At 64.5% G+C, this 20,743-nt stretch carries 19 protein-coding genes; 13 read left to right on the plus strand and 6 right to left on the minus strand.

Going from position 1 to position 20,743, the window contains the following annotated elements:
* Positions 1–52: 52 nt before the first annotated feature.
* Positions 53–1,156, minus strand: coding sequence for an integrase core domain-containing protein (locus HAP40_RS11595; RefSeq protein ID WP_246741120.1), 1,104 nt, complete (start codon positions 1,154–1,156; stop codon positions 53–55).
* A gap of 213 nt (positions 1,157–1,369) precedes the next feature.
* Entirely contained in the window at positions 1,370–2,440 is a 1,071-nt protein-coding gene (locus HAP40_RS11600; RefSeq protein ID WP_166817676.1) for a glycosyltransferase family 4 protein, read from the minus strand.
* 276 nt (positions 2,441–2,716) lie between these two features.
* Between HAP40_RS11600 and HAP40_RS11605 the strand changes: the two genes are divergently transcribed.
* The 4 genes from HAP40_RS11605 (at position 2,717) to HAP40_RS11620 (ending at position 8,728) form a co-directional block, all read left to right on the plus strand.
* Positions 2,717–4,480, plus strand: coding sequence for an ABC transporter ATP-binding protein (locus HAP40_RS11605; RefSeq protein WP_166817675.1), 1,764 nt, complete (start codon positions 2,717–2,719; stop codon positions 4,478–4,480).
* Positions 4,481–4,638: 158 nt separating this feature from the next.
* Positions 4,639–6,843, plus strand: coding sequence for an amylo-alpha-1,6-glucosidase (locus tag HAP40_RS11610; RefSeq protein ID WP_166817674.1), 2,205 nt, complete (start codon positions 4,639–4,641; stop codon positions 6,841–6,843).
* A gap of 23 nt (positions 6,844–6,866) precedes the next feature.
* Positions 6,867–7,388 carry a PRC-barrel domain-containing protein gene (locus HAP40_RS11615; protein WP_166817673.1) on the plus strand — a complete coding sequence of 174 codons (522 nt, stop codon included), beginning with the start codon at positions 6,867–6,869 and terminating at the stop codon, positions 7,386–7,388.
* Between the two features lie 26 nt (positions 7,389–7,414).
* Entirely contained in the window at positions 7,415–8,728 is a 1,314-nt protein-coding gene (locus tag HAP40_RS11620) for an MFS transporter (protein ID WP_166819543.1), read from the plus strand.
* Between the two features lie 50 nt (positions 8,729–8,778).
* Here HAP40_RS11620 and HAP40_RS11625 read toward each other — a convergent pair whose 3' ends face one another.
* From HAP40_RS11625 to fixL, 4 genes are all read right to left on the minus strand, one after another.
* Positions 8,779–9,477, minus strand: coding sequence for a helix-turn-helix domain-containing protein (locus HAP40_RS11625; RefSeq protein WP_166817672.1), 699 nt, complete (start codon positions 9,475–9,477; stop codon positions 8,779–8,781).
* 103 nt (positions 9,478–9,580) lie between these two features.
* A complete protein-coding gene (locus HAP40_RS11630) occupies positions 9,581–10,003 on the minus strand; it encodes a response regulator (RefSeq protein WP_166817671.1) in 423 nt (140 codons plus the stop codon).
* A gap of 57 nt (positions 10,004–10,060) precedes the next feature.
* On the minus strand, positions 10,061–10,678 hold the full coding sequence (gene fixJ, locus HAP40_RS11635) for a response regulator FixJ (RefSeq protein WP_166817670.1): 618 nt from the start codon (positions 10,676–10,678) through the stop codon (positions 10,061–10,063).
* 3 nt (positions 10,679–10,681) lie between these two features.
* Entirely contained in the window at positions 10,682–12,199 is a 1,518-nt protein-coding gene (gene fixL / locus HAP40_RS11640) for a sensor protein FixL (protein ID WP_166817669.1), read from the minus strand.
* 198 nt (positions 12,200–12,397) lie between these two features.
* Between fixL and HAP40_RS11645 the strand changes: the two genes are divergently transcribed.
* The 9 genes from HAP40_RS11645 to HAP40_RS11685 all read left to right on the plus strand — a co-directional run bounded on the left by HAP40_RS11645 (position 12,398) and on the right by HAP40_RS11685 (position 20,742).
* Positions 12,398–13,231, plus strand: a complete 834-nt coding sequence (locus HAP40_RS11645; protein ID WP_166817668.1) for a universal stress protein — start codon at positions 12,398–12,400, stop codon at positions 13,229–13,231.
* Positions 13,232–13,267: 36 nt separating this feature from the next.
* Complete coding sequence (locus HAP40_RS11650; protein ID WP_166817667.1) at positions 13,268–13,693, plus strand: HPP family protein; 426 nt, start codon at positions 13,268–13,270, stop codon at positions 13,691–13,693.
* Between the two features lie 142 nt (positions 13,694–13,835).
* Positions 13,836–14,990, plus strand: a complete 1,155-nt coding sequence (locus HAP40_RS11655) for an integrase core domain-containing protein (protein WP_166811086.1) — start codon at positions 13,836–13,838, stop codon at positions 14,988–14,990.
* Between the two features lie 198 nt (positions 14,991–15,188).
* Entirely contained in the window at positions 15,189–16,838 is a 1,650-nt protein-coding gene (gene ccoN, locus HAP40_RS11660; RefSeq protein WP_166817666.1) for a cytochrome-c oxidase, cbb3-type subunit I, read from the plus strand.
* 12 nt (positions 16,839–16,850) lie between these two features.
* Positions 16,851–17,585: a cytochrome-c oxidase, cbb3-type subunit II gene (ccoO, locus tag HAP40_RS11665; RefSeq protein WP_166817665.1), complete on the plus strand. Its 735-nt coding sequence runs from the start codon at positions 16,851–16,853 to the stop codon at positions 17,583–17,585.
* A 13-nt stretch (positions 17,586–17,598) separates the two neighbouring features.
* A complete protein-coding gene (locus HAP40_RS11670; protein WP_166817664.1) occupies positions 17,599–17,763 on the plus strand; it encodes a cbb3-type cytochrome oxidase subunit 3 in 165 nt (54 codons plus the stop codon).
* A gap of 6 nt (positions 17,764–17,769) precedes the next feature.
* A complete protein-coding gene (gene ccoP / locus HAP40_RS11675) occupies positions 17,770–18,642 on the plus strand; it encodes a cytochrome-c oxidase, cbb3-type subunit III (protein WP_166817663.1) in 873 nt (290 codons plus the stop codon).
* Positions 18,643–18,764: 122 nt separating this feature from the next.
* Positions 18,765–20,231: a cytochrome c oxidase accessory protein CcoG gene (ccoG, locus tag HAP40_RS11680; protein WP_166817662.1), complete on the plus strand. Its 1,467-nt coding sequence runs from the start codon at positions 18,765–18,767 to the stop codon at positions 20,229–20,231.
* A gap of 19 nt (positions 20,232–20,250) precedes the next feature.
* Positions 20,251–20,742 carry a FixH family protein gene (locus HAP40_RS11685; RefSeq protein WP_166817661.1) on the plus strand — a complete coding sequence of 164 codons (492 nt, stop codon included), beginning with the start codon at positions 20,251–20,253 and terminating at the stop codon, positions 20,740–20,742.
* Position 20,743 lies beyond the last annotated feature (1 nt).

Genomic DNA, 20,743 nt, shown 5'->3' on the forward strand with positions numbered 1-20,743 from the left:
TCCAGCGGATGGATGGGTAACACAATAGACCGGATGGATAGGTGACAGTCGTTCATGATTTGATCAGCTGCGGCGCTGCGCTAGCGCAGCGCCGCAGCTTGCGTGTTTGCTGGTCGATGATGCCGATCGGCACGTCGAAGAAGCGCACTTGCCAGGCTCCGTCCTCGGTTTCCTCGACAGCGACTGCTTCACCGCCGAGAGCGCTGCAGATGTGGATGAGGTCGCCACGCCATTTGATCTCGCCGTTGGAGCGAACCTGGCGAACCGCGGCTTCGGATGGATAATCAGGCTTGGGAAGCCGCCTTGGCATCTCACGGGGCGAAGGCTGATAGCAGCTGGCAGGCGGGCGCTGGCCAAGCGCTTCGTGCGGCCGCTCTTCATTGTAGTCGCGTGCAAATGCCGAGAACCGACGAGCCTGCGCCGCCCGGGTTGGCGGCGGTGGCCGCATGGCTTCCAGAAGCGTGAGGTGAAAGCGCTCGTGCCGGCCGTTCTGCTGCGGGTGGCCAGGATCGATCCGTTCATGACGGATACCAAGCTTGATCCACCATACCGACAGCGCCGTCAGGCCGGTGGTTCCGGTCGAGGCGAATGGCGAGCCGTTGTCGGAGCGGATGATCTGCGGCAAGCCGTACTCGCGAAACGCCCGCTCCAGCAGTGGTTGGCATTCGCCATATTGCGTGCTGCCCGTCGCCGCCAAACTAATCAAATAGCGGCTGAAGCCGTCGGTCACTGTGAAGGGTTCAACCCGAGAGCCGTCGCCCAGTCGAATCCAGCCCTTGTGATCGAGAGCCCATACATGGTTGGCATGCCGAGGTACCGTCAGCTGCCCCATGCGCGGCGGCGCTCGTCGCCGCACCCGGCGACTGCTGACCAATCCCGCCCGTTTAAGAATCTCGCCTGCCGTCGAGGCCGACGGCCAATCGACGTCCCCTTGCCGAGCCTCGAGCCTGCTCACGATCTTGCGCGGTCCCCAGCTCGGCCGCTCAAGCCGCAGCCCCACGATCGCATCCACGATGTGCCGTGGTGTCGCGCGCCCATGCACCCGCGCGGCGTGGGAGCGTTCCGCAAGCCCCCCAGGCCCCTCCAGCCGGTAGCGTTCCAACCATTTGTAACCGGTCTTGCGACTGATCTCGTAGCGGTCGCAAAGCTCCGTCATCGTCCACAATCCGCTTCGCTGATCCGCGATGAACTTAATCCGTTGGTCCATTGCGCAGCTCTCTCGCCAAGGCATCGGCTGTTCCTCCCAGCCGACAGAGAACTGTCACCTATCCATCCGGTCTATTGTGTTACCTATCTATCCGGTCTGGACATCTCGGAGCCCTCTCCCGCAAGGGGAGAGGGCACTGCGACTGGCAACGGCGTGGAAGAGCTACTCCGCGCTGCTCACCAGCTTGATCCGCGGCGCTTGCGCCTCGGTCAGGCTGCGATAGGCCGCCAGATAGTCCAGGGCCATGCGCCGCGCTGTGAAGCGCGTCTCGAACTGCTTGCGGATCGCGGTGCGGTCGAGTTGCGAAAGGCGGTTCACCACCCCGGCGGCGCTGATGATGTCCTCGACCACGAATCCGGTGAGGCCCTCGTCGATGATCTCCGGCACCGAGCCGCGGTTGAAAGCGACGACCGGCGTTCCGCAGGCCATGGCTTCGATCATCACAAGGCCGAACGGCTCCGGCCAGTCGATCGGCAACAGAAGCCCGAGCGCGCCGCTCAGGAAGTCCGACTTCTCGTGATCGCCGATCTCGCCGATGAAGTCGATCAGCGGATTGTTCTCGATCATCGGCCGGATCAGTTCGTCATAGTAATCCTGGTCGGCGCGATCGACCTTGGCCGCAATCTTTAGCGGAATACCGCAATGAGTCGCGATCTTGATGGCGCGGTCGACGCCCTTCTCGGGCGCGATGCGGCCGAGCACGGCGAGATATTCCTGTTTCGCCGGCTTCGGCGTCAGCAGGTTCTCCGGAAGACCGTGATGGATCGTCGTCACCCAATTCGCCTGCGGCACCGGCCGGCGCTGCGCATTCGAGATCGAGATGACAGGCATCTTTGAGAAGGTGTTGAAGACCGGCTGATGCTCCGGCAGGTCGAGCCGGCCATGCAGCGTGGTCACGAATGGCGTCGGCTGCCGGTGGAACAGCGACCACGGATAATAATCGAGATGGAAGTGGAGGAAGTCGAACTCCTCGTCGTCACATTTTTGCCGCACCCGCTCCAGCAGCACCATGTGCAGTGCATTGGGATCGCGCACGGAACCGTCGAGACGGAGCGCCCGTGGCCACAGCGCATCCAGCTTGGCCGAGGTGTGGGAATCGCCGCTGGCGAATAATGTCACATCGTGCCCGAGGGCCACCAACTCTTCCGTCAACCAATGCACCACCCGCTCGGTGCCGCCATACAGCTTGGGTGGAACAGCCTCCGTCAACGGAGCTACCTGCGCGATGCGCATCTCACCATCTCCTTTGTGCGATCATGAACGTAAAAAGCCCCCGCCAGTACGGCACCGGCATGCCAGACAGGGGAACGTTCCCGCACTTGCGAAGTTCCTTCTCCTGAACGTTACATCTTCGACACGTCCGCGGACCGTCTCGATGCTGCCACTACATCTTCTCAGATCGTCCGCATCCGCATGTCGTGATCGCCCGGCCCGGGAACCGAGGCGAAGAGGTCGATGTTCAGTCGATCAGTAACAAAATGAAAATCAGCATAACGGGGCGATAGCCATATGGATCATCTTTCTGGATACGCGCGCAGGCCATTTGCCTTTGTCTTGCGCTATCTTCGGATGCGAATGGCGTCGCATCTGGTGATCCTAGCTGCGGTCGTTGGAGCGGTTGCCTGTTCCGTGGGCACGCAATATGGCGTCAAATCCCTCGTCGATGCCTTGTCCGCGGGACCTTCGCAAGGCGGCGGCGTATGGCTGGCATTCATTCTGCTCATGTCGCTGATCGCCGCCGACAATTTCCTGTGGCGGATCGCAAGCTGGACAGCGAGCTTCACCTTTGTTCGGGTCACGGGTGATTTACGCCGTGACATATTTCGTCATCTGACCGGGCACGCGCCGAGCTATTTCTCCGACCGCATGCCGGGCATGCTGACGAGCCGTATCACCGCCACCTCGAACGCGGTGTTCACGGTCGAGAACATGTTCGTCTGGAATGTGTTGCCGCCGTGCATCGCCACAGTTGCGGCAATCGCGCTGATTGGAACCGTCAGCCCGTATATGGCGCTCGGCCTGATCGTGATCGCCGGCGGCATGGTGGTTGCGATGTTCCACCTCGCCGCCGCCGGCAAGCCGCTGCATGACGATTTCGCCGACAAGGCCGCCGCGGTGGACGGCGAGATGATCGACGTCATCAGCAACATGCCGCTGGTCCGTGCCTTCTGCGGCATCGGCCACGAGCATGAGCGGTTCGACGCAACCGTGAACCGGGAGCTGACCGCGCGAAGCCGCAGCCTGCGTTATCTGGAAAAGCTGCGGCTATTGCATGCCGCGGTGACCGTGCTTTTGACGATCGCGCTGATGGCCTGGGCAATCACGCTCTGGCAGAAGGGCCAGGCGACCACCGGCGACGTCGTGCTGGTCTGTACGCTCGGCATCTCGATCCTGAGCGCCACGCGCGATCTCGCGGTGGCTCTGGTCGACGTCACCCAGCACGTCGCGCGGCTGACCGAGGCGATCGCCACGCTGCTGGTGCCGCACGATCTGCGCGATCACCCCGAGGCCGAGCCTCTCGTCAAGAGCGGCGCGGCAATCGCGTACAACAACGTCACCTTCGGCTATCCCGGCGGCGACAAGATCTTCGAGCGGTTCAGCCTTCGCCTGCAGCCCGGCCAGCGCGTCGGCCTGGTCGGCCAGTCCGGTGGCGGAAAGTCAACGTTGTTCACGCTGCTTCAGCGCTTCTACGACACCGACGTCGGCAGCATCACCATCGACGGCCAGGACATCTCCATGGTCACGCAGCAGAGTCTCCGCGAGGCGATCTCCGTCGTGCCGCAGGACATCTCCCTGTTTCATCGCTCCATACGCGAGAACATCCGTTACGGCCGCCCGAACGCGACCGACGACGAGGTGCTGCGTGCGGCGATCGCGGCGCGCTGCGATTTCATCGACGGCCTGCCCGAAGGCCTCGACACCATGGTTGGCGACCGCGGCGTGAAGATGTCGGGCGGCCAGCGCCAGCGGATCGCGATCGCGCGCGCCTTCCTCAAGGACGCGCCGATCCTGCTGCTGGACGAAGCCACCGCGGCGCTCGACAGCGAGTCCGAAGAGGCCATCCGCGAGGCGCTGTCGCGGCTGATGCGCGGCCGCACGGTGATCGCGATCGCGCATCGTCTGGCGACGCTGCGCAATTTCGACCGCGTAGTGGTGCTGAAGAATGGTAAGATCATCGAGGACGGCTCGCCTGATCGTTTGATGCAAGGCCACGGACCCTATCGTGAGCTGGTCACGCAGGAAATGAGCCGGCTCGCGCAAGCCGCCGCGTAAAGCCTCGAAGCATGATCCGGAAAGTGTGCGGCAGTTTTCCGAAAGAATCATGCTCATACAACAACCTGAAGCGCGATGACGATTTATCCTGATCTCATCGCGCTTTATAGTCGCGTTCGAGTCGGTCGCGTTTCGAAACAAGCGCAGGGGAGCTGCCCATGTCGGCCGAAGCCGTAACCCAGTTCATTGCCGTATCGCAGACGGTGGAGACCGTCGCGGAGCAGACGTTCTACATTCCGATGACGGGACCCGCCGCCCGGCCGCGGCGGTCGCTCAAGCACGACGACACATTCATCGTGCTCGACAGCCATGGCGACATCGGCGCGTCGGCGGGCGGGCCAGACGGCCTGTTTCACTACGACACGCGTTATCTCGCGCGGCTGGAGCTCGTGCTCGACGATCTGCAGCCGCTGCTGCTCGGCTCGAACCTGCGCGACGACAATTCGGCGTTGACGGTCGACCTCACCAATCCCGACATCTTCCGTCAGGGCCGCCTCGTGTTTCAGAAGGATCTGCTGCACATCGTGCGCACGATCTTCCTGTGGCGCGGCAGCGCCTATCAGCGCATCGGCGTGCAGAACCACGGCGACGCGCGTGCCAGCTTCGAGCTGACGCTGCTGTTCGACAACGACTTCGCCGATTTGTTCGAGGTTCGCGGCGAGCGGCGGCCGCGGCGCGGGACCGGCACGAGCCGGCTGCTGGGGCCGACCGACGTGTTGTTCGAGTATCGCGGCCTCGACGACACCGAGCGCACCACCGGCCTGCATTTCGACCCGCGTCCGACCCGGCTGTCGGTCAATGCCGCGACCTGGGAGCTCGATCTTGACCCGCACAAGACCAAATCGCTGTTTGTCGCCGTCTCCTGCAACCGGCCGGTGACGCAGAAGCCGGCGCGGTTCTTCCCCAGCCTTCTGGCCCATCGCCGCGAGATGCGGCGGCATGCGGTGGGTGCGGCCAGCATCGAGACCTCCAACAACATCTTCAACGAGGTGCTGTGCCAGGCCATGGCCGACCTCAACATGCTGACGACGGAGACGCCGCAGGGACGATACCCCTACGCCGGCATTCCCTGGTACTCGACGACGTTCGGCCGCGACGGGCTGATCACCGCGCTCCAGATGCTCTGGGTCGATCCGCGCGTCGCCAAGGGCGTGCTGCGGCGTCTTGCGCATTTCCAGGCCAAGGCGGTCGATCCGCTCGCCGACGCTGCGCCCGGAAAAATCCTGCACGAGATGCGCGGCGGCGAGATGGCGGCGCTGGGCGAGGTGCCGTTCTCGCAATATTACGGCAGCGTCGATTCGACCGCGCTGTTCGTCTTGCTGGCGGGCAGCTATTTCGAGCGCACCGGCGATGAGGCCACGTTGATCGAGCTGTGGCCGGCGATCGAGGCGGGACTGGCCTGGATCGACGGTCCCGGCGATCCCGACCAGGACGGCTTCGTCGAATACCAGCGCGCGACGGAGAAGGGGCTCGCCAACCAGGGCTGGAAGGATTCCTTCGACGCGATCTTCCATGCCGACGGCAAACTCGCGGAAGGCAACATCGCGCTCGCCGAAGTTCAGGGCTACGTCTACGCCGCCAAGCAGCTCGCCGCGCGTTGCGCGCTGCGGCTCGGCAAGCCGGACCGCGTGCGCAAACTCGAGGCCGAAGCCAAGGCGCTGGCCGAGCGCTTCGAGAAGGCGTTCTGGTGCGAAGAGCTCGGCACCTATGCGCTCGCACTCGACGGCAAGAAACGCCCCTGCAAGGTGCGGACCTCGAATGCCGGCCAGGTGCTGTTCAGCGGCATGATCCGCGAAGACCGCGCCCGTCTCGTCGCCGCCGATCTGATGCAGCCGCATTTCTTCTCGGGCTGGGGTATCCGCACCGTCGCGCAAGGCGAGGTGCGCTACAACCCGATGTCCTATCATGACGGGTCGATCTGGCCGCACGACAACGCGCTGATCGCGCTCGGGCTTGCGCGCTACGGCCTCAAGCATTCGGTGGCGCACGTCTTCAAGGGGCTGTTCGACGCGGCGACCTACATGGATCTGCGCCGGCTGCCCGAACTGTTCTGCGGCTTCCGGCGCGAGAAGCGGCGCGGTCCGACGCTGTATCCGGTCGCCTGCGCACCGCAGGCCTGGGCCAGCGCGACGCCGTTCACGCTGCTGGAGGCGGCTCTCGGCATCGAGTTCGACGTGGCGCGCGGCGAGATTCGGCTGCGCAATCCGCATCTGCCGGCGTTCCTGAACGAGGTGATCCTGCGCGATCTCAGGCTCGGCGAATCCAGCGTGGATCTGCGGGTCAGCCGTCACGGCGACGATGTGGCGCTGGAAGTGTTGCGCACGCGCGGCCAGATTCAGGTCTCGATCGTGCTGGCGCGCTAGCGGCGCGCCGTGAGGAGGGTGTGATGCGTGCGATCCGAACGCTGATCCTGGGCATGGCCATCGTCGCGGGCCTGGCGGTCGCGACCTCGCGCGCCGCGGAGGATCCACCCGCGGGCCAGAACGAGGCGAATGCACCGGCAACGGTGCAGCCGCCGGCCTCGACGGTTCCGGTCACCCCCAAGGACGCCGCGCCGCCACCGTCGGTCACCATCATCGGCGCGAGCGAGGCGCATGGCGTCCTCGGCCGCGACGTGCGCAGCGCCGCCGGCGAGGACATGGGACGTATCGTCGACGTCATCGTCGATCGCACCGGCCATGTGCGCGCCGCGGCGATCGATTTCGGCGGCTTCCTCGGCGTCGGCAGCCGCAAGATCGTGGTGGACTGGAACGCGCTGCGCTTCGGCAAGATTGCCAACAAGAAGGACAGCATCACGCTGGAATTGACCAAGGCGCAGGTCGCGGCCGCGCCGGAATACAAGGAAGACACGCCGATCGTCGTGCTCGGCGCATCCGGCAGCCTTCAACCGCTGCGAGCGATTCAGTGAGGTGCCGGGAGGGCTGACCGCCTGTGCTGCTGTTGTCGAGGAAGCCGAAACACGAAGATCGCGACGGCGGCGTCGAACAGGACAACGTTGTCGCGCCGCCGGCCGCGGGCCTTCCGGCGCCCTCGCGCCAGAGCCTGCGCGGCCTCGACTGGTTCATCTTCTTCCTCGCCGACGTGCAGACCGGATTCGGTCCCTTCATCGCGGTCTACCTGACGACGCAGAAATGGACTCAGGTCGAGATCGGCCTCGTGCTGTCGATCGGCGGCATCGTCGCCCTGATCGGCCAGATGCCCGGCGGCGCGATCATCGATGCGGCGAAATCGGAGCGGCTGGTCGCCGCCCTCGCGATCGCGACCATCGGCTGCTGCGCGCTGGCATATGCCGCGATGCCGATCTTCGCAGTCGTGGTGACCGCCGCCATCCTGCATGCGATGGCGAGCTGCGTGCTGGGCCCGGCGATCGCCGCGATCAGCCTCGGCCTCGTCGGCCCGTTCGCGATCGGCGAGCGTCTCGGACGTAACGCGCGCTTTGCCTCGCTGGGCAGCGGCATCGCGGCGGCCGTGATGGGGACCGTCGGCTATCTCCTGTCGAGCCGGGCGGTCTTCCTCGTGACCTTCCTGCTCGTGATCCCGACCCTGATCGCGCTCTCGCGCATCCGCGAGCATGAGGTCGATATCGCGCGCTGTCACGGCGAGATGCCGCGCGATTCGGCAGATCGCGGCGACACCAACGTCTGGCACCTGATCCGGCAGCGCCCGCTCATTGTCTTCGCGTTCAGCGTGCTGTTGCTGCAGCTCGCGAACGCCTCGATGATGCCGCTGATCGCAAGCGCCGTGACGGCGCGGTCGGCCCAGTGGGCGACGGTGCTGGTCGCCTTCTGCATCGTCGTTCCGCAAGCGATCGTGGCGCTGTTGTCGCCGACGGTCGGGCGCAAGGCGCAGCTCTGGGGCCGGCGGCCGCTGCTGCTGATCGGCTTCGGCGCGCTGGCGATTCGCGGCCTGTTGTTTGCAACCGTGCGCGATCCGTATCTCCTGGTGCTCGTGCAAGTGTTTGACGGCATTACCGCTGCCGTATTCGCGGTGATGGTCCCGCTGATCGTCGCCGACGTCGCCTTCGGCAGCGGCCATTTCAATCTGGCGCAGGGCATCGTCGGCACCGCAACGGGCATCGGCGCGTCGCTGAGTACGGTGCTTGGCGGCTATGTCAGCGACAAGTTCGGCAATGCGACCGCGTTCATCGGGCTGTCCGGCGTTGCCGCGGCGGGGCTCTTGCTCGTTCTCCTCGTGATGCCGGAAACACGGCGCACGGGTCTGGTTGCCACGAAGGAAATGGCCGGCTGAACGAATTCAGCCGGCCAAGTCGAATGGGTGGGGAGGAGGTCGAAGAGATCTCAGGCGTCGAGATTGTGCAGGCGCTGGCGGTTGCGCAGCACGATCTGGCGGGCGCCGGAAAAGCCCAGGATGCCCTGGGTGTGCAGTTGCGACAGCGCCCGCGACACGGTCTCGAGCGTGAGGCCGAGATAGTCGCCGATGTCGCGGCGGCACATCGGCAGCGCCATCATGCCGGCAACGGCGAGGCGACGGTCCATTTCGAGCAGGAAGGTTGCAACGCGCTCCATTGCGGTCTTGCGGCCCAGAAGCAGCATGTGGTCCTCGGCGTGGCGCAACTCGCCGGCGGTCATCGCCCAGAGCCTGCGGGCGACCTGCACGTCGACGCTGGCGGCCTTCTCGAGGCTGGCGCGCTTCACGAGACGCACGGTGGTGTCGATGATGGCTTCGGCGGCGAGGCGGTGGCTGGGGCCGGATTCGAGGCCGAACACGTCGCCCGGAAGATGGAAGGCGCCGATCTGGCGGCGGCCGTCGGAGAGAAGCTTGTAGCTGCGCACTGCGCCTGACACGACCTGGTAGACATATTCGGCCGGCTCGTCCTCGCCGTAGATTTCCTCGTCCTTGCGGTAGGAGAACTCGGTGGCGACGAGGCCGACATGGCCCGTGATCGCGCCGAACTGGTCGGTGACGGGATGGGCAGGGACAATCTTGTCGCGAACTTGCGTGTTGATCGCCGGGGTGTTGATCGTCTGGGTCAGCATCTGCGCCATCTCCGTTGTGATGGCGCTTTCGTACGCGGTACCGGGGGTTTCGAAAATTTCGAGCGATATCTTAAGGGGAATGCCTTACGTAGAATCCCGTAGGTCAGGCGCGGGGATGGTCCTGGATGGCGCGGCGGATGCGTTTGACAAGATTTTCGTCGAGAAGCGGCTTCAAAACCACGTCTTTCACGCCCGCTGCCGCCGCCCGGGTCGAGATGTTCTCGTCCGGATAGCCGGTGATCAGGATCACCGGGGTCTCGCCATCGGACTGGCGCAGGCGGCCGGCGAGCTCAATGCCGTTGATGTCGGGCATCTTGTAGTCGATCACGTAGCAGTCCGCCCCCGGTGCGCCGCTCGCGTTGAGCAGCGCCGTGCCATTCCGGAAGGTCCGCACGGCAAAGCCGTCGGTCTCCAGCAGGAACCGCAAGGATCCCAAAACGGCGGCATCGTCGTCGACCACGTAGACGGTAGGCTTTGCCGGTGACGCCATTGGGAGCCGCTGATGGTGCGAGCCAATCTCGATCATCCCATCTGGCTAGCACAGCCAGAGTGACCCAGATTGACTTGCCTCAAACCGGTTGCCTCAATCCTTCAGCATGCCGGCGCGCATGGCCATGCGGACCAGCTCCGACAGGCTGTTGGCCTGCATCTTGGTCATCACATTGGCCCGGTACACCTCGATGGTCCGCGGGCTGATGTCGTATTCGCGGGCGATCAGCTTGTTGGAGAGGCCGGCAATCAGCCCCTCCATGACCTGGCGCTCGCGCGGGCTCAAGGAGGCGACGCGGGCGGCGATGTCCTGCGAAACGGCCTCGCTCCTGGCTGCCGGTTCGGCCCGGCGGATCGCCGTTTCGATCATGGTGATGAGACGATCGTCCTCGAACGGCTTCTCCAGGAAGTCGACGGCCCCGAGCTTCATCGCCTCGACCGCGAGCGGCACGTCGCCATGACCGGTCATGATCAGGATCGGAAACAGACTGTTCTGCGCCTTCATGCGCTTGAGAAGCTCGATCCCGTCGATACCGGGCATGCGCACGTCGGAAACGACGCAGCCGAAAGCGAGGCCGGGCAGGGTGTCGATGAAATCTTTCGCGTTGTCGAACAGCGTGACGTCGAAGCCGGAGGACTCCAGCAGGAAATTCAGCGAGTCCCGCATCGCAGCGTCGTCGTCGATGACGTAGACATGTCCCTTGGTGGCCATCAATCAATTCTCGTCGGTTGCCGGCAAGGTGAAGCGGAATGTCGCCCCGCCCGATGCGTTGCTCTCGGCCCACATGCGGCCGCCGTGAGCTTCGATGATCGAGCGGCTGATGGACAGTCCGACGCCCATGCCGGTTTCCTTGGTGGTGAAGAAGGTCTGAAACAGGTTTGGAACGACGTCACCCTGGAAGCCCGAGCCGGTGTCGGAAACCTCGACCTCGATCATGTCGTCGGCGACGCGGGTGTTGGCGACCACGAGCTCGCGCCGCGGCGACTGCGCCATCGCCTCCAGCGCGTTGCGGAACAGATTGACCAGCACCTGCTGGATCTGCACCCGGTCGGCGAGCACGAGATCGGCGGCGGGATCGAGGCTGAAGCGGAGCCGCACGTTCTGCTCGCGCGCGCCGGCGAGCCCGAGTGCGCCGGCTTCCTCGATCAGCTTGGACAGGCTCTCGACCCGCTTCTCCGACTCGCCGCGGGAGACGAAGTCGCGCAGGCGCCGGATGATCTGGCCGGCGCGCAAGGCCTGCTCCGAGGCGCGGTCCAGCGCGCTCTCGATCTTCGGCGTGTTGGGATCGCTGCTGCCGGCGAGCAGGCGCCGCGATCCCTTCATGTAATTGCTGATGGCCGCCAGCGGCTGGTTGAGCTCGTGGGCGAGCGCGGAAGCCATTTCGCCCATTGCGGTCAGCCGCGAGACGTGGACGAGCTCGGACTGCAGCTCCTGGAGCCGGGCCTGGGTCTGCTGGTGCTCGGTGAGGTCGCGGACGAAGCCGGTGAAATAGGGCTCGCCGCCGGACTGCATCTCGCCGATCGACAGGTGCATCGGAAAGGTCGTGCCGTCGCGACGCTTGCCGGTCACGATGCGGCCGATGCCGATGATGTGCGGATCGTTGGTCGAGCGGTAACGGGCGATGTAGCCGTCGTGGCGGGTGCGGTCGGGCTCCGGCATCAGGATGCTGACGTTCTGGCCGATCGCCTCGTGCTCGGACCAGCCGAACAGGCGCTCCGCAGCCGTGCTGAAGAGCTGCATGATGCCACGGCCGTCGATGACGATCATGGCATCGGGAATGGTGTGGAGGATGGAGCGGAGATGACTCTCGCGCGTGCGCAGCGCTTCCTCGACCTGCTTCTCCTCGTCGATGTCGAGAAAGATGCCGCTGAGATGACGGGCGGCGCCGGCTTCGTCCCGAATGACTCCCGCCCGGGCGCGGATCCATTGCCCGCCTCCGGAAGCCGCGGCGATCTTGAACGAGACGTCGAAGCCGCCGCCGCGCTCGGAGACGCGCTTGATCGCGCTCTCCACGCGGTCGCGGTCCCTGAGGGAGAGGCGTGACAGGAAAAGCTCATAGCTCGCCGGCTGCCCCTGATCGATGCCGAGCAGGCTCCTCGCGGTGTCCGACCAGTCCAATTCCCGCGTCGTGAGGTCGAGGTCGAAGGTGCCGACACCGAACCCCTCGATCCGTACCCGGAAATGCTCACCTCGACTGTCGTCTGGTGGCTGCGTGACACGGGTCGGCGACAAATGTGGACTCCCATTCCCGTACCGGCGGCACGCCGGCGCGAACATGGCGGTAATTTCGCGCAACGCCGCGCTGGAGGCAAGTTCGGATGTCTGGTGCAATTCCCGCGGCGCGGCGCCCGACGCTTTGATCTATCTCATCCTGCCCGGCGCCAACGCGACTAGATTTCGCGGCAGTTCACTGCTGTTCGGAGAATCCCGATGACATACGCGACCGTGATGGTCAGCCTGGCACTCAACCAGTCCAACGAGGCGCGCCTTCAGGTCGCAGGCGAGCTCGCCGAACGATTCGAGGCGGCCATTGTCGGGGTTGCCGCGGCACAGTTCGCACCGCCGCTCTATTTCACCGACGGTGCCGAGGCGCAAGCGCTGATCGACGAGGGCGAAGCCTCCGTCAAGCGGCGGCTTGCCGGTCTCGAGGCGCAATTCCGTGCCGCCATGAAGAATCGCGGTGGACATGCGGAATGGCGCAGCGCCGTGGATTTCCCTTCGCGATTCGTGCTGGCGCAGGCGCGCTGCGCCGACATCGTCGTGAGCGGCGGACACAGCCCGGCCTTCTCCGACGCCTTTGCGCTCGCAAGCCCCAAGGACCTGGTGATGCAGGCAGGCCGCCCGCTGCTCGTCGTCCCCGATCAGGCCAACTGGCTCGACCTGCGCAGCGTGCTGGTGGGGTGGAAGGACACGCCGGAGGCGCGCCGGGCGGTCGCCGACGCGCTGCCGATGCTGCGCAAGGCGAGGGACGTCACCATCGCCGCGATTCTGGAGCGGGATGACGACCGCGCGGTCGTGATGGCCGGCGTCACCGACGTTGCCGCCTGGCTCGCCCGTCACGGCATCACCGCGACGGCGCGCGTGTCGGAGGGCGCGCGGAACGAAACCGCCGCCGCGCAATTGGAGAAGGTTGCAGGCGATGTTGGCGCCGGCCTGATCGTTGCCGGCGCCTATGGTCATTCGAGGTTTCGTGAGCTGATCATGGGCGGCGTCACCCAGCATCTGGTCACTCGATCTGCCCGTCTGGTGCTGTTGTCACACTGACGGCCGGTCAAAAAAGCTACTCGAGGAGGACGCGCCGTGTACCGATTTCTTGAACAGACCGTCGACGGCTACATGACGCGCGACGTCCGGACCGTGCAGCGCGACCACGACCTGCTCGCGCTCAGCGAGATGTTCGAGGCCGACGATTTCAACTCCTATCCGGTCGTGGACGACGGACAGGTGGTCGGCATCGTCACCAAGTTCGACATCCTGAAATGCTTCGCCTTCACGCCGAGCCAGATGCTGCCGCGCTATCACGACCTGATGAGCCGCAAGATCGGCGACGTCATGACGCCCGAGTTCATCTATGTCAGCCCCGACACGCGGCTGACGCGCGTGCTCCAGATCATGGTCGAGCACCGCATCAGGAGCATCATTGTGCTCGACGGCACCCAGAAGCTGGCCGGAATCATCGCCCGCGAGGACGTCATCGCGGCACTCAAGGCGACGGCGGGGGAGTGATCTCGCCGTCCTCTCCCGCAGGGGGAGAGGGCGCTTTGATGTCCAGACCGGATAGATAGGTAACACAATAGACCGGATGGATAGGTGACAGTTCTCTGTCGGCTGGGAGGAACAGCCGATGCCTTGGCGAGAGAGCTGCGCAATGGACCAACGGATTAAGTTCATCGCGGATCAGCGAAGCGGATTGTGGACGATGACGGAGCTTTGCGACCGCTACGAGATCAGTCGCAAGACCGGTTACAAATGGTTGGAACGCTACCGGCTGGAGGGGCCTGGGGGGCTTGCGGAACGCTCCCACGCCGCGCGGGTGCATGGGCGCGCGACACCACGGCACATCGTGGATGCGATCGTGGGGCTGCGGCTTGAGCGGCCGAGCTGGGGACCGCGCAAGATCGTGAGCAGGCTCGAGGCTCGGCAAGGGGACGTCGATTGGCCGTCGGCCTCGACGGCAGGCGAGATTCTTAAACGGGCGGGATTGGTCAGCAGTCGCCGGGTGCGGCGACGAGCGCCGCCGCGCATGGGGCAGCTGACGGTACCTCGGCATGCCAACCATGTATGGGCTCTCGATCACAAGGGCTGGATTCGACTGGGCGACGGCTCTCGGGTTGAACCCTTCACAGTGACCGACGGCTTCAGCCGCTATTTGATTAGTTTGGCGGCGACGGGCAGCACGCAATATGGCGAATGCCAACCACTGCTGGAGCGGGCGTTTCGCGAGTACGGCTTGCCGCAGATCATCCGCTCCGACAACGGCTCGCCATTCGCCTCGACCGGAACCACCGGCCTGACGGCGCTGTCGGTATGGTGGATCAAGCTTGGTATCCGTCATGAACGGATTGATCCTGGCCACCCGCAGCAGAACGGCCGGCACGAGCGCTTTCACCTCACGCTTCTGGAAGCCATGCGGCCACCGCCGCCAACCCGGGCGGCGCAGGCTCGTCGGTTCTCGGCATTTGCACGCGACTACAATGAAGAGCGGCCGCACGAAGCGCTTGGCCAGCGCCCGCCTGCCAGCTGCTATCAGCCTTCGCCCCGTGAGATGCCAAGGCGGCTTCCCAAGCCTGATTATCCATCCGAAGCCGCGGTTCGCCAGGTTCGCTCCAACGGCGAGATCAAATGGCGTGGCGACCTCATCCACATCTGCAGCGCTCTCGGCGGTGAAGCAGTCGCTGTCGAGGAAACCGAGGACGGAGCCTGGCAAGTGCGCTTCTTCGACGTGCCGATCGGCATCATCGACCAGCAAACACGCAAGCTGCGGCGCTGCGCTAGCGCAGCGCCGCAGCTGATCAAATCATGAACGACTGTCACCTATCCATCCGGTCTATTGTGTTACCCATCCATCCGCTGGACATTGACTGGCTCCGCAGAACTACGGGCACCCTCAAAAAAAGCCCGCCCGGTAGTTAGAACTCCAACCCCTCCCTTGATTTCAATCAATTCCCCGCGAGGGTGAATATGGTTTCTGGCGGCGTGTTCTTTCGAAAGAGAATCCGCGATGAGCCAGCCCTCCATCTCCAAATCCATGACGCCAGGTGAAAGCGGCCTGGCTATCGTGTTTGCAGTCACCGCCTTCCTCTGCGTGATCGCCTCGGCCAAGGCGCTCGATGCGCCCTTCGCCTTCCATGCGGCGCTGAGCGCGGCGGCGAGCCTGGTTGTGGTGTTCGGCATCATCAACCGTTACTTCGATCGGCCGGCGGAGCTGCCGCCGGCGGAGCTCAACGGGCGGCCCAACTACAATATGGGCCCGATCAAGTTCACCGCCGTCATGGCGATGTTCTGGGGCATTGCGGGCTTCCTCGTCGGTCTCATCATCGCCTCCCAGCTGGCCTGGCCGGCGCTGAACTTCGATCTGCCCTGGACCAGCTTCGGCCGCCTGCGGCCGCTGCACACCTCTGCGGTGATCTTCGCCTTCGGCGGCAATGTGCTGATCGGCACCTCGTTCTACGTGGTGCAGAAGTCCTGCCGCGTGCGGCTTGCCGGCGATCTCGCGCCCTGGTTCGTCGTGATCGGCTACAACTATTTCATCCTCGTCGCCGGCACCGGCTATCTGCTCGGCGTCACCCAGTCCAAGGAATATGCCGAGCCGGAATGGTATGCCGATCTCTGGCTCACCATCGTCTGGGTCGTGTACCTGCTCGTCTTCCTTGCCACCATCATCAAGCGCAAGGAGCCGCACATCTTCGTCGCGAACTGGTTCTATCTCGCCTTCATCGTGACGATCGCGGTCCTGCATCTCGGCAACAACCCGGCGCTGCCCGTCTCGGTATTCGGCTCGAAGTCCTACATCGCCTGGGGCGGCATCCAGGACGCCATGTTCCAGTGGTGGTACGGCCACAACGCGGTCGGCTTCTTCCTGACCGCCGGCTTCCTCGCCATCATGTACTACTTCATCCCGAAGCGCGCCGAGCGGCCGATCTATTCCTACCGGCTGTCGATCATCCATTTCTGGGCGCTGATCTTCCTCTACATCTGGGCAGGTCCACACCATCTGCACTACACGGCGCTGCCGGACTGGACTCAGACGCTCGGCATGACCTTCTCGATCATGCTGTGGATGCCCTCCTGGGGCGGCATGATCAACGGCCTGATGACGCTGTCGGGCGCCTGGGACAAGCTGCGCACCGATCCCGTGCTGCGCATGCTGGTCGTCTCCGTCGCCTTCTACGGCATGTCGACCTTCGAAGGCCCGATGATGTCGATCAAGGTGGTCAACTCGCTCAGCCACTATACCGACTGGACCATCGGCCACGTGCATTCCGGCGCGCTCGGCTGGGTCGGCTTCGTCTCCTTCGGCGCGCTGTACTGCCTGGTGCCGTGGGTCTGGAATCGAAAGGGGCTGTACAGCCTGAAGCTCGTCAACTGGCACTTCTGGGTCGCGACCCTCGGCATCGTCCTCTACATCTCGGCGATGTGGGTGTCCGGCATTCTCCAGGGCCTGATGTGGCGCGCGTACACCTCGCTCGGCTTCCTCGAATATTCCTTCATCGAGTCCGTCGAGGCGATGCATCCCTTCTACATCATCCGCGCCGCCGGCGGCGGCCTGTTCCTGATCGGCGCGCTGATCATGGCCTACAATCTCTGGATGACCGTCCGCGTCGGCGAGCAGGAAGTCCAGATGCCCGTCGCTCTTCAGCCGGCGGAATGAGGAGCACGAGCAATGTCGTTCTGGACACGCCACCAAATCTTCGAAAAGAACTCGATCGTCCTGATCGTCGGCATCCTGCTGGTGATCGCGATCGGCGGTCTCGTCGAGATCACCCCGCTGTTCTACCTCAAGAGCACGATCGAGAAGGTCGACGGGGTCAGGCCCTACACGCCGCTGGAGCTCGTGGGCCGCAACGTCTACGTCCGCGAGGGCTGCTATCTCTGCCACTCGCAGATGGTCCGCCCCCTGCGCGACGAGGTCGAACGCTACGGCCACTTCTCGCTCGCAGCCGAGAGCATGTACGATCACCCGTTCCAGTGGGGCTCCAAGCGCACCGGTCCCGATCTTGCCCGCGTCGGAGCGAAATATTCCGACGACTGGCACGTCACCCATTTGACCAACCCGCGTGCCATTGTGCCGCAATCGGTGATGCCCGGTTATCCTTTCCTCAGCAAGACCGAGATCGATCCGGATGCGGTCGCCGGCGACATGCGCGCGCTCAAGGCCGTCGGGGTCCCCTATAGCGACGAGCAGATCGCCAATGCCGCCGCCGACCTGAAGGCCCAGGCCGATCCGGACAATGCCGGCAGCGATGCCTTCAGCAAGCGCTACGCCAAGGCGGTGGTGCGCAACTTCGACGGCAAGACCGGTACGCCGACCGAGATGGACGCGCTGGTCGCGTATTTGCAGATGCTCGGCACGCTGGTCGACTTCAAGCTCTACAACGAGAAAGCCAATCTTCGCTGAGAAGGCATGAACGATGAAAGCTATCCTGTCAGTCCACAATCTCGCGTCCGATCTCGTGACGACGATATGGACACCGGTGTTCGTCGCGATCTTTCTCGCGATCGTCGCCTACGCATTTTGGCCCCGTAACAAGGCTGTGTTCGACGAAGCAGCGCACCTGCCGTTGCGGGAGGAGTGAGAGACCATGACCGATCATAGCGACATCGATGCCGTCACCGGCAAATCTACGACCGGACATGAATGGGACGGCATCAAGGAGCTCAACACGCCGCTGCCGCGCTGGTGGGTGATCTCGTTTTACCTCACCATCATCTGGTCGATCGGCTACTGGATCGTCTATCCGGCTTGGCCGCTGATCTCCAGCAATACCACGGGCGTGTTCGGCTATTCCTCGCGTGCCGACGTCGCGGTCGAGCTCGGCAATCTCGAGAAGATCCGCGGCGACAAGATGATGGCGCTGGGCGCAGCCTCGCTCGCCGACATCGAGAAGGATCCGGCGCTGCTCGCGCTCGCCCGTGCCAAGGGCAAGACCGTGTTCGGCGACAATTGCGCGCCGTGTCACGGCTCCGGCGGCGCCGGCGCCAAGGGCTATCCGAACCTGAACGACGACGACTGGCTGTGGGGCGGCTCGCTCGACCAGATCATGCAGACGATCCAGTACGGCGTGCGTTCCGGCCACGCCAAGACGCATGAAGGCCAGATGCTCGCCTTCGGCAAGGACGGCGTGCTGAAGGGCGATGAGATCGTCACGGTCGCCAATTACGTGCGGTCGCTGGCAGGCCTTCCGACCCGCAAGGGCTTCGATGCGGCCAAGGGCGAGAAGATCTTCGCGGAGAATTGCGTCGCCTGCCACGGCGACGGCGGCAAGGGCAACCGGGAGCTGGGCGCGCCTGATCTGACCGACAAGATCTGGCTCTACGGCTCGGACGAGGCGAGCCTGATCGAAACCATCAGCCAGGGCCGCGCCGGCGTCATGCCGGCCTGGGAAGGGCGGCTCGATCCCGCCACCATCAAGGCAATGGCGGTCTATGTCCACTCGCTGGGCGGCGGCAAATAGCCGGCGAGCGACGGCCGATTTCCAAACGGGGGTGAACAAAAGTGCCCCCGTTTGAGCTGGATCAACCGACGCGGCGGTGTCGGGTCTAGGTTTAATCGCACCTTTTCAAGAAACTCCAGGCGATGAACAAGACCGTGAACCCCAAAGACCTCACATCGGACGATGATTACGGGCCGCTCTACGCCGCCCGCAAGAAGGTCTATCCCCAGAGCGTCTCCGGCACGTTCCGCCGCATCAAATGGGGCCTGATGGCGTTCTGCCTCGGCGTCTACTATTTCCTGCCCTTCGTGCGCTGGAACCGCGGTCTCGGCGCTCCCAACCAGGCGGTGCTGATCGATCTCCCCAACAGCCGCTTCTACTTCTTCTTTATCGAGCTGTGGCCGCAGGAGGTCTATTACTTCACCGGCCTGTTGATCGTCGCCGCGGTGGCGCTGTTCCTGATGAACTCCATCGGCGGCCGCATCTGGTGCGGCTACCTCTGTCCGCAGACGGTCTGGACCGACCTGTTCTACGCGGTCGAACGCCTGATCGAGGGCGACCGGCGCGAGCGCATGAAGAAGGACAAATCGTCCGACCCGATGAAGCTCGAGCGCATCTCCGAGATCGTGCTCAAGCATTCGATCTGGCTGCTGATCGCCTGGTGGACCGGTGGCGCCTGGGTGCTCTACTTCAATGACGCCCCGACCCTGGTGAAGGAGCTCGTCACCTTCCAGGCGCCGATGATCGCCTATGTCTGGATCGGCATCCTCACCGCGACGACCTATCTGCTCGCCGGCTACATGCGCGAGCAGGTCTGCACCTATATGTGCCCGTGGCCGCGCATCCAGGCCGCGCTCACCGACGAATGGGCGCTCAACGTCACCTATCGCTACGACCGCGGCGAGAAGCGCACGTCGGTCAAGAAGGCGGCCGAGCTGCGCGCGCTCGGCGAGCAGGTCGGCGATTGCGTCGACTGCTACCAGTGCGTCGCGGTCTGTCCGACCGGCATCGACATCCGCAACGGACCGCAGATGGAATGCATCCAGTGCGGCCTCTGCATCGACGCCTGCGACAACGTGATGACCAAGATCGGCCGGCCGAAGCGGCTGATCGGCTACGACAACGACATCAACATCCAGCGCCGCCAGGAGGGCAAGGCGCCGGTCTACCGGATCGTCCGGGCCCGCACCATCGTCTACAGCGCGATCATCGCGGCCATCGGCGGCTTCATGATCTATACGCTGGCGACCCGCAGCCTGCTCGACGTCAATGTGCTGCACGACCGCAATCCGGTCGCGGTCAAGCTCAGCGACGGCTCGATCCGCAACGCCTACACGGTGCGCTTGCTGAACAAGAGCGGCTACGACCGCGTCATCGCCATCGACGCGCACGGTCCGGCCAACGCGACCGTCCACGTCATCGGCGTCGATTCGGTGACGCCTGATCGGCCGATGATCGTGATCCCGCGCGACTCCACCAGCGAGTTGCGGTTGCTGGTCACCGCGCCGGCGGACAGCAACCAGGAGAAGTCGATCCCGGTCCGCTTCCACGTCACCGATATCGGCCTTGGCGAAGTCGCCACCGCCACCGACAATTTCGTCTCGCCCTGAACAAGGCCCGGAGTTCGCCATGGCATCCGCCTCCAAGCCGCTGACCGGAACAAAAGTCTTCCTGATGCTGGTCGCCTTCTTCGGCCTCGTGATCGGCGTCAACGTCACCATGATGAAGCTCGCGATCGCGACGCTGCCCGGCACCGACGTCGACAGCCCCTATGCCGCAGGTCTCGTCTATGACCGCGAGATCTCGGCGGCGCACGACCAGGCGCTGCGCAAATGGAAGGTCCACGCCCATGTCGAGCGCCGCAGCGACGGTGGCGCCGCGCTTCAGGTCGAAGCACGCGATGCCAGCGGCCAGCCGATCGCCGGGCTGAAGTTCGGCGGCCGCCTGGAGCGGCCTACCGACAAGCGCGCCGATCTCGCCGTCGAGCTCACCGAGACCGGCATCGGAATCTATCGCGGCCATGCCGCCGCCGTCGCGCCCGGCCAGTGGGACCTGGTGATCGAGGGCGAGGCGCGGGGGGCGCGCGTGTTCCTGTCGCGCAACCGCGTGATCCTGAACTGAG

The organism is Bradyrhizobium sp. 1(2017), assembly GCF_011602485.2.
In the GTDB taxonomy this organism is placed as follows: domain Bacteria; phylum Pseudomonadota; class Alphaproteobacteria; order Rhizobiales; family Xanthobacteraceae; genus Bradyrhizobium.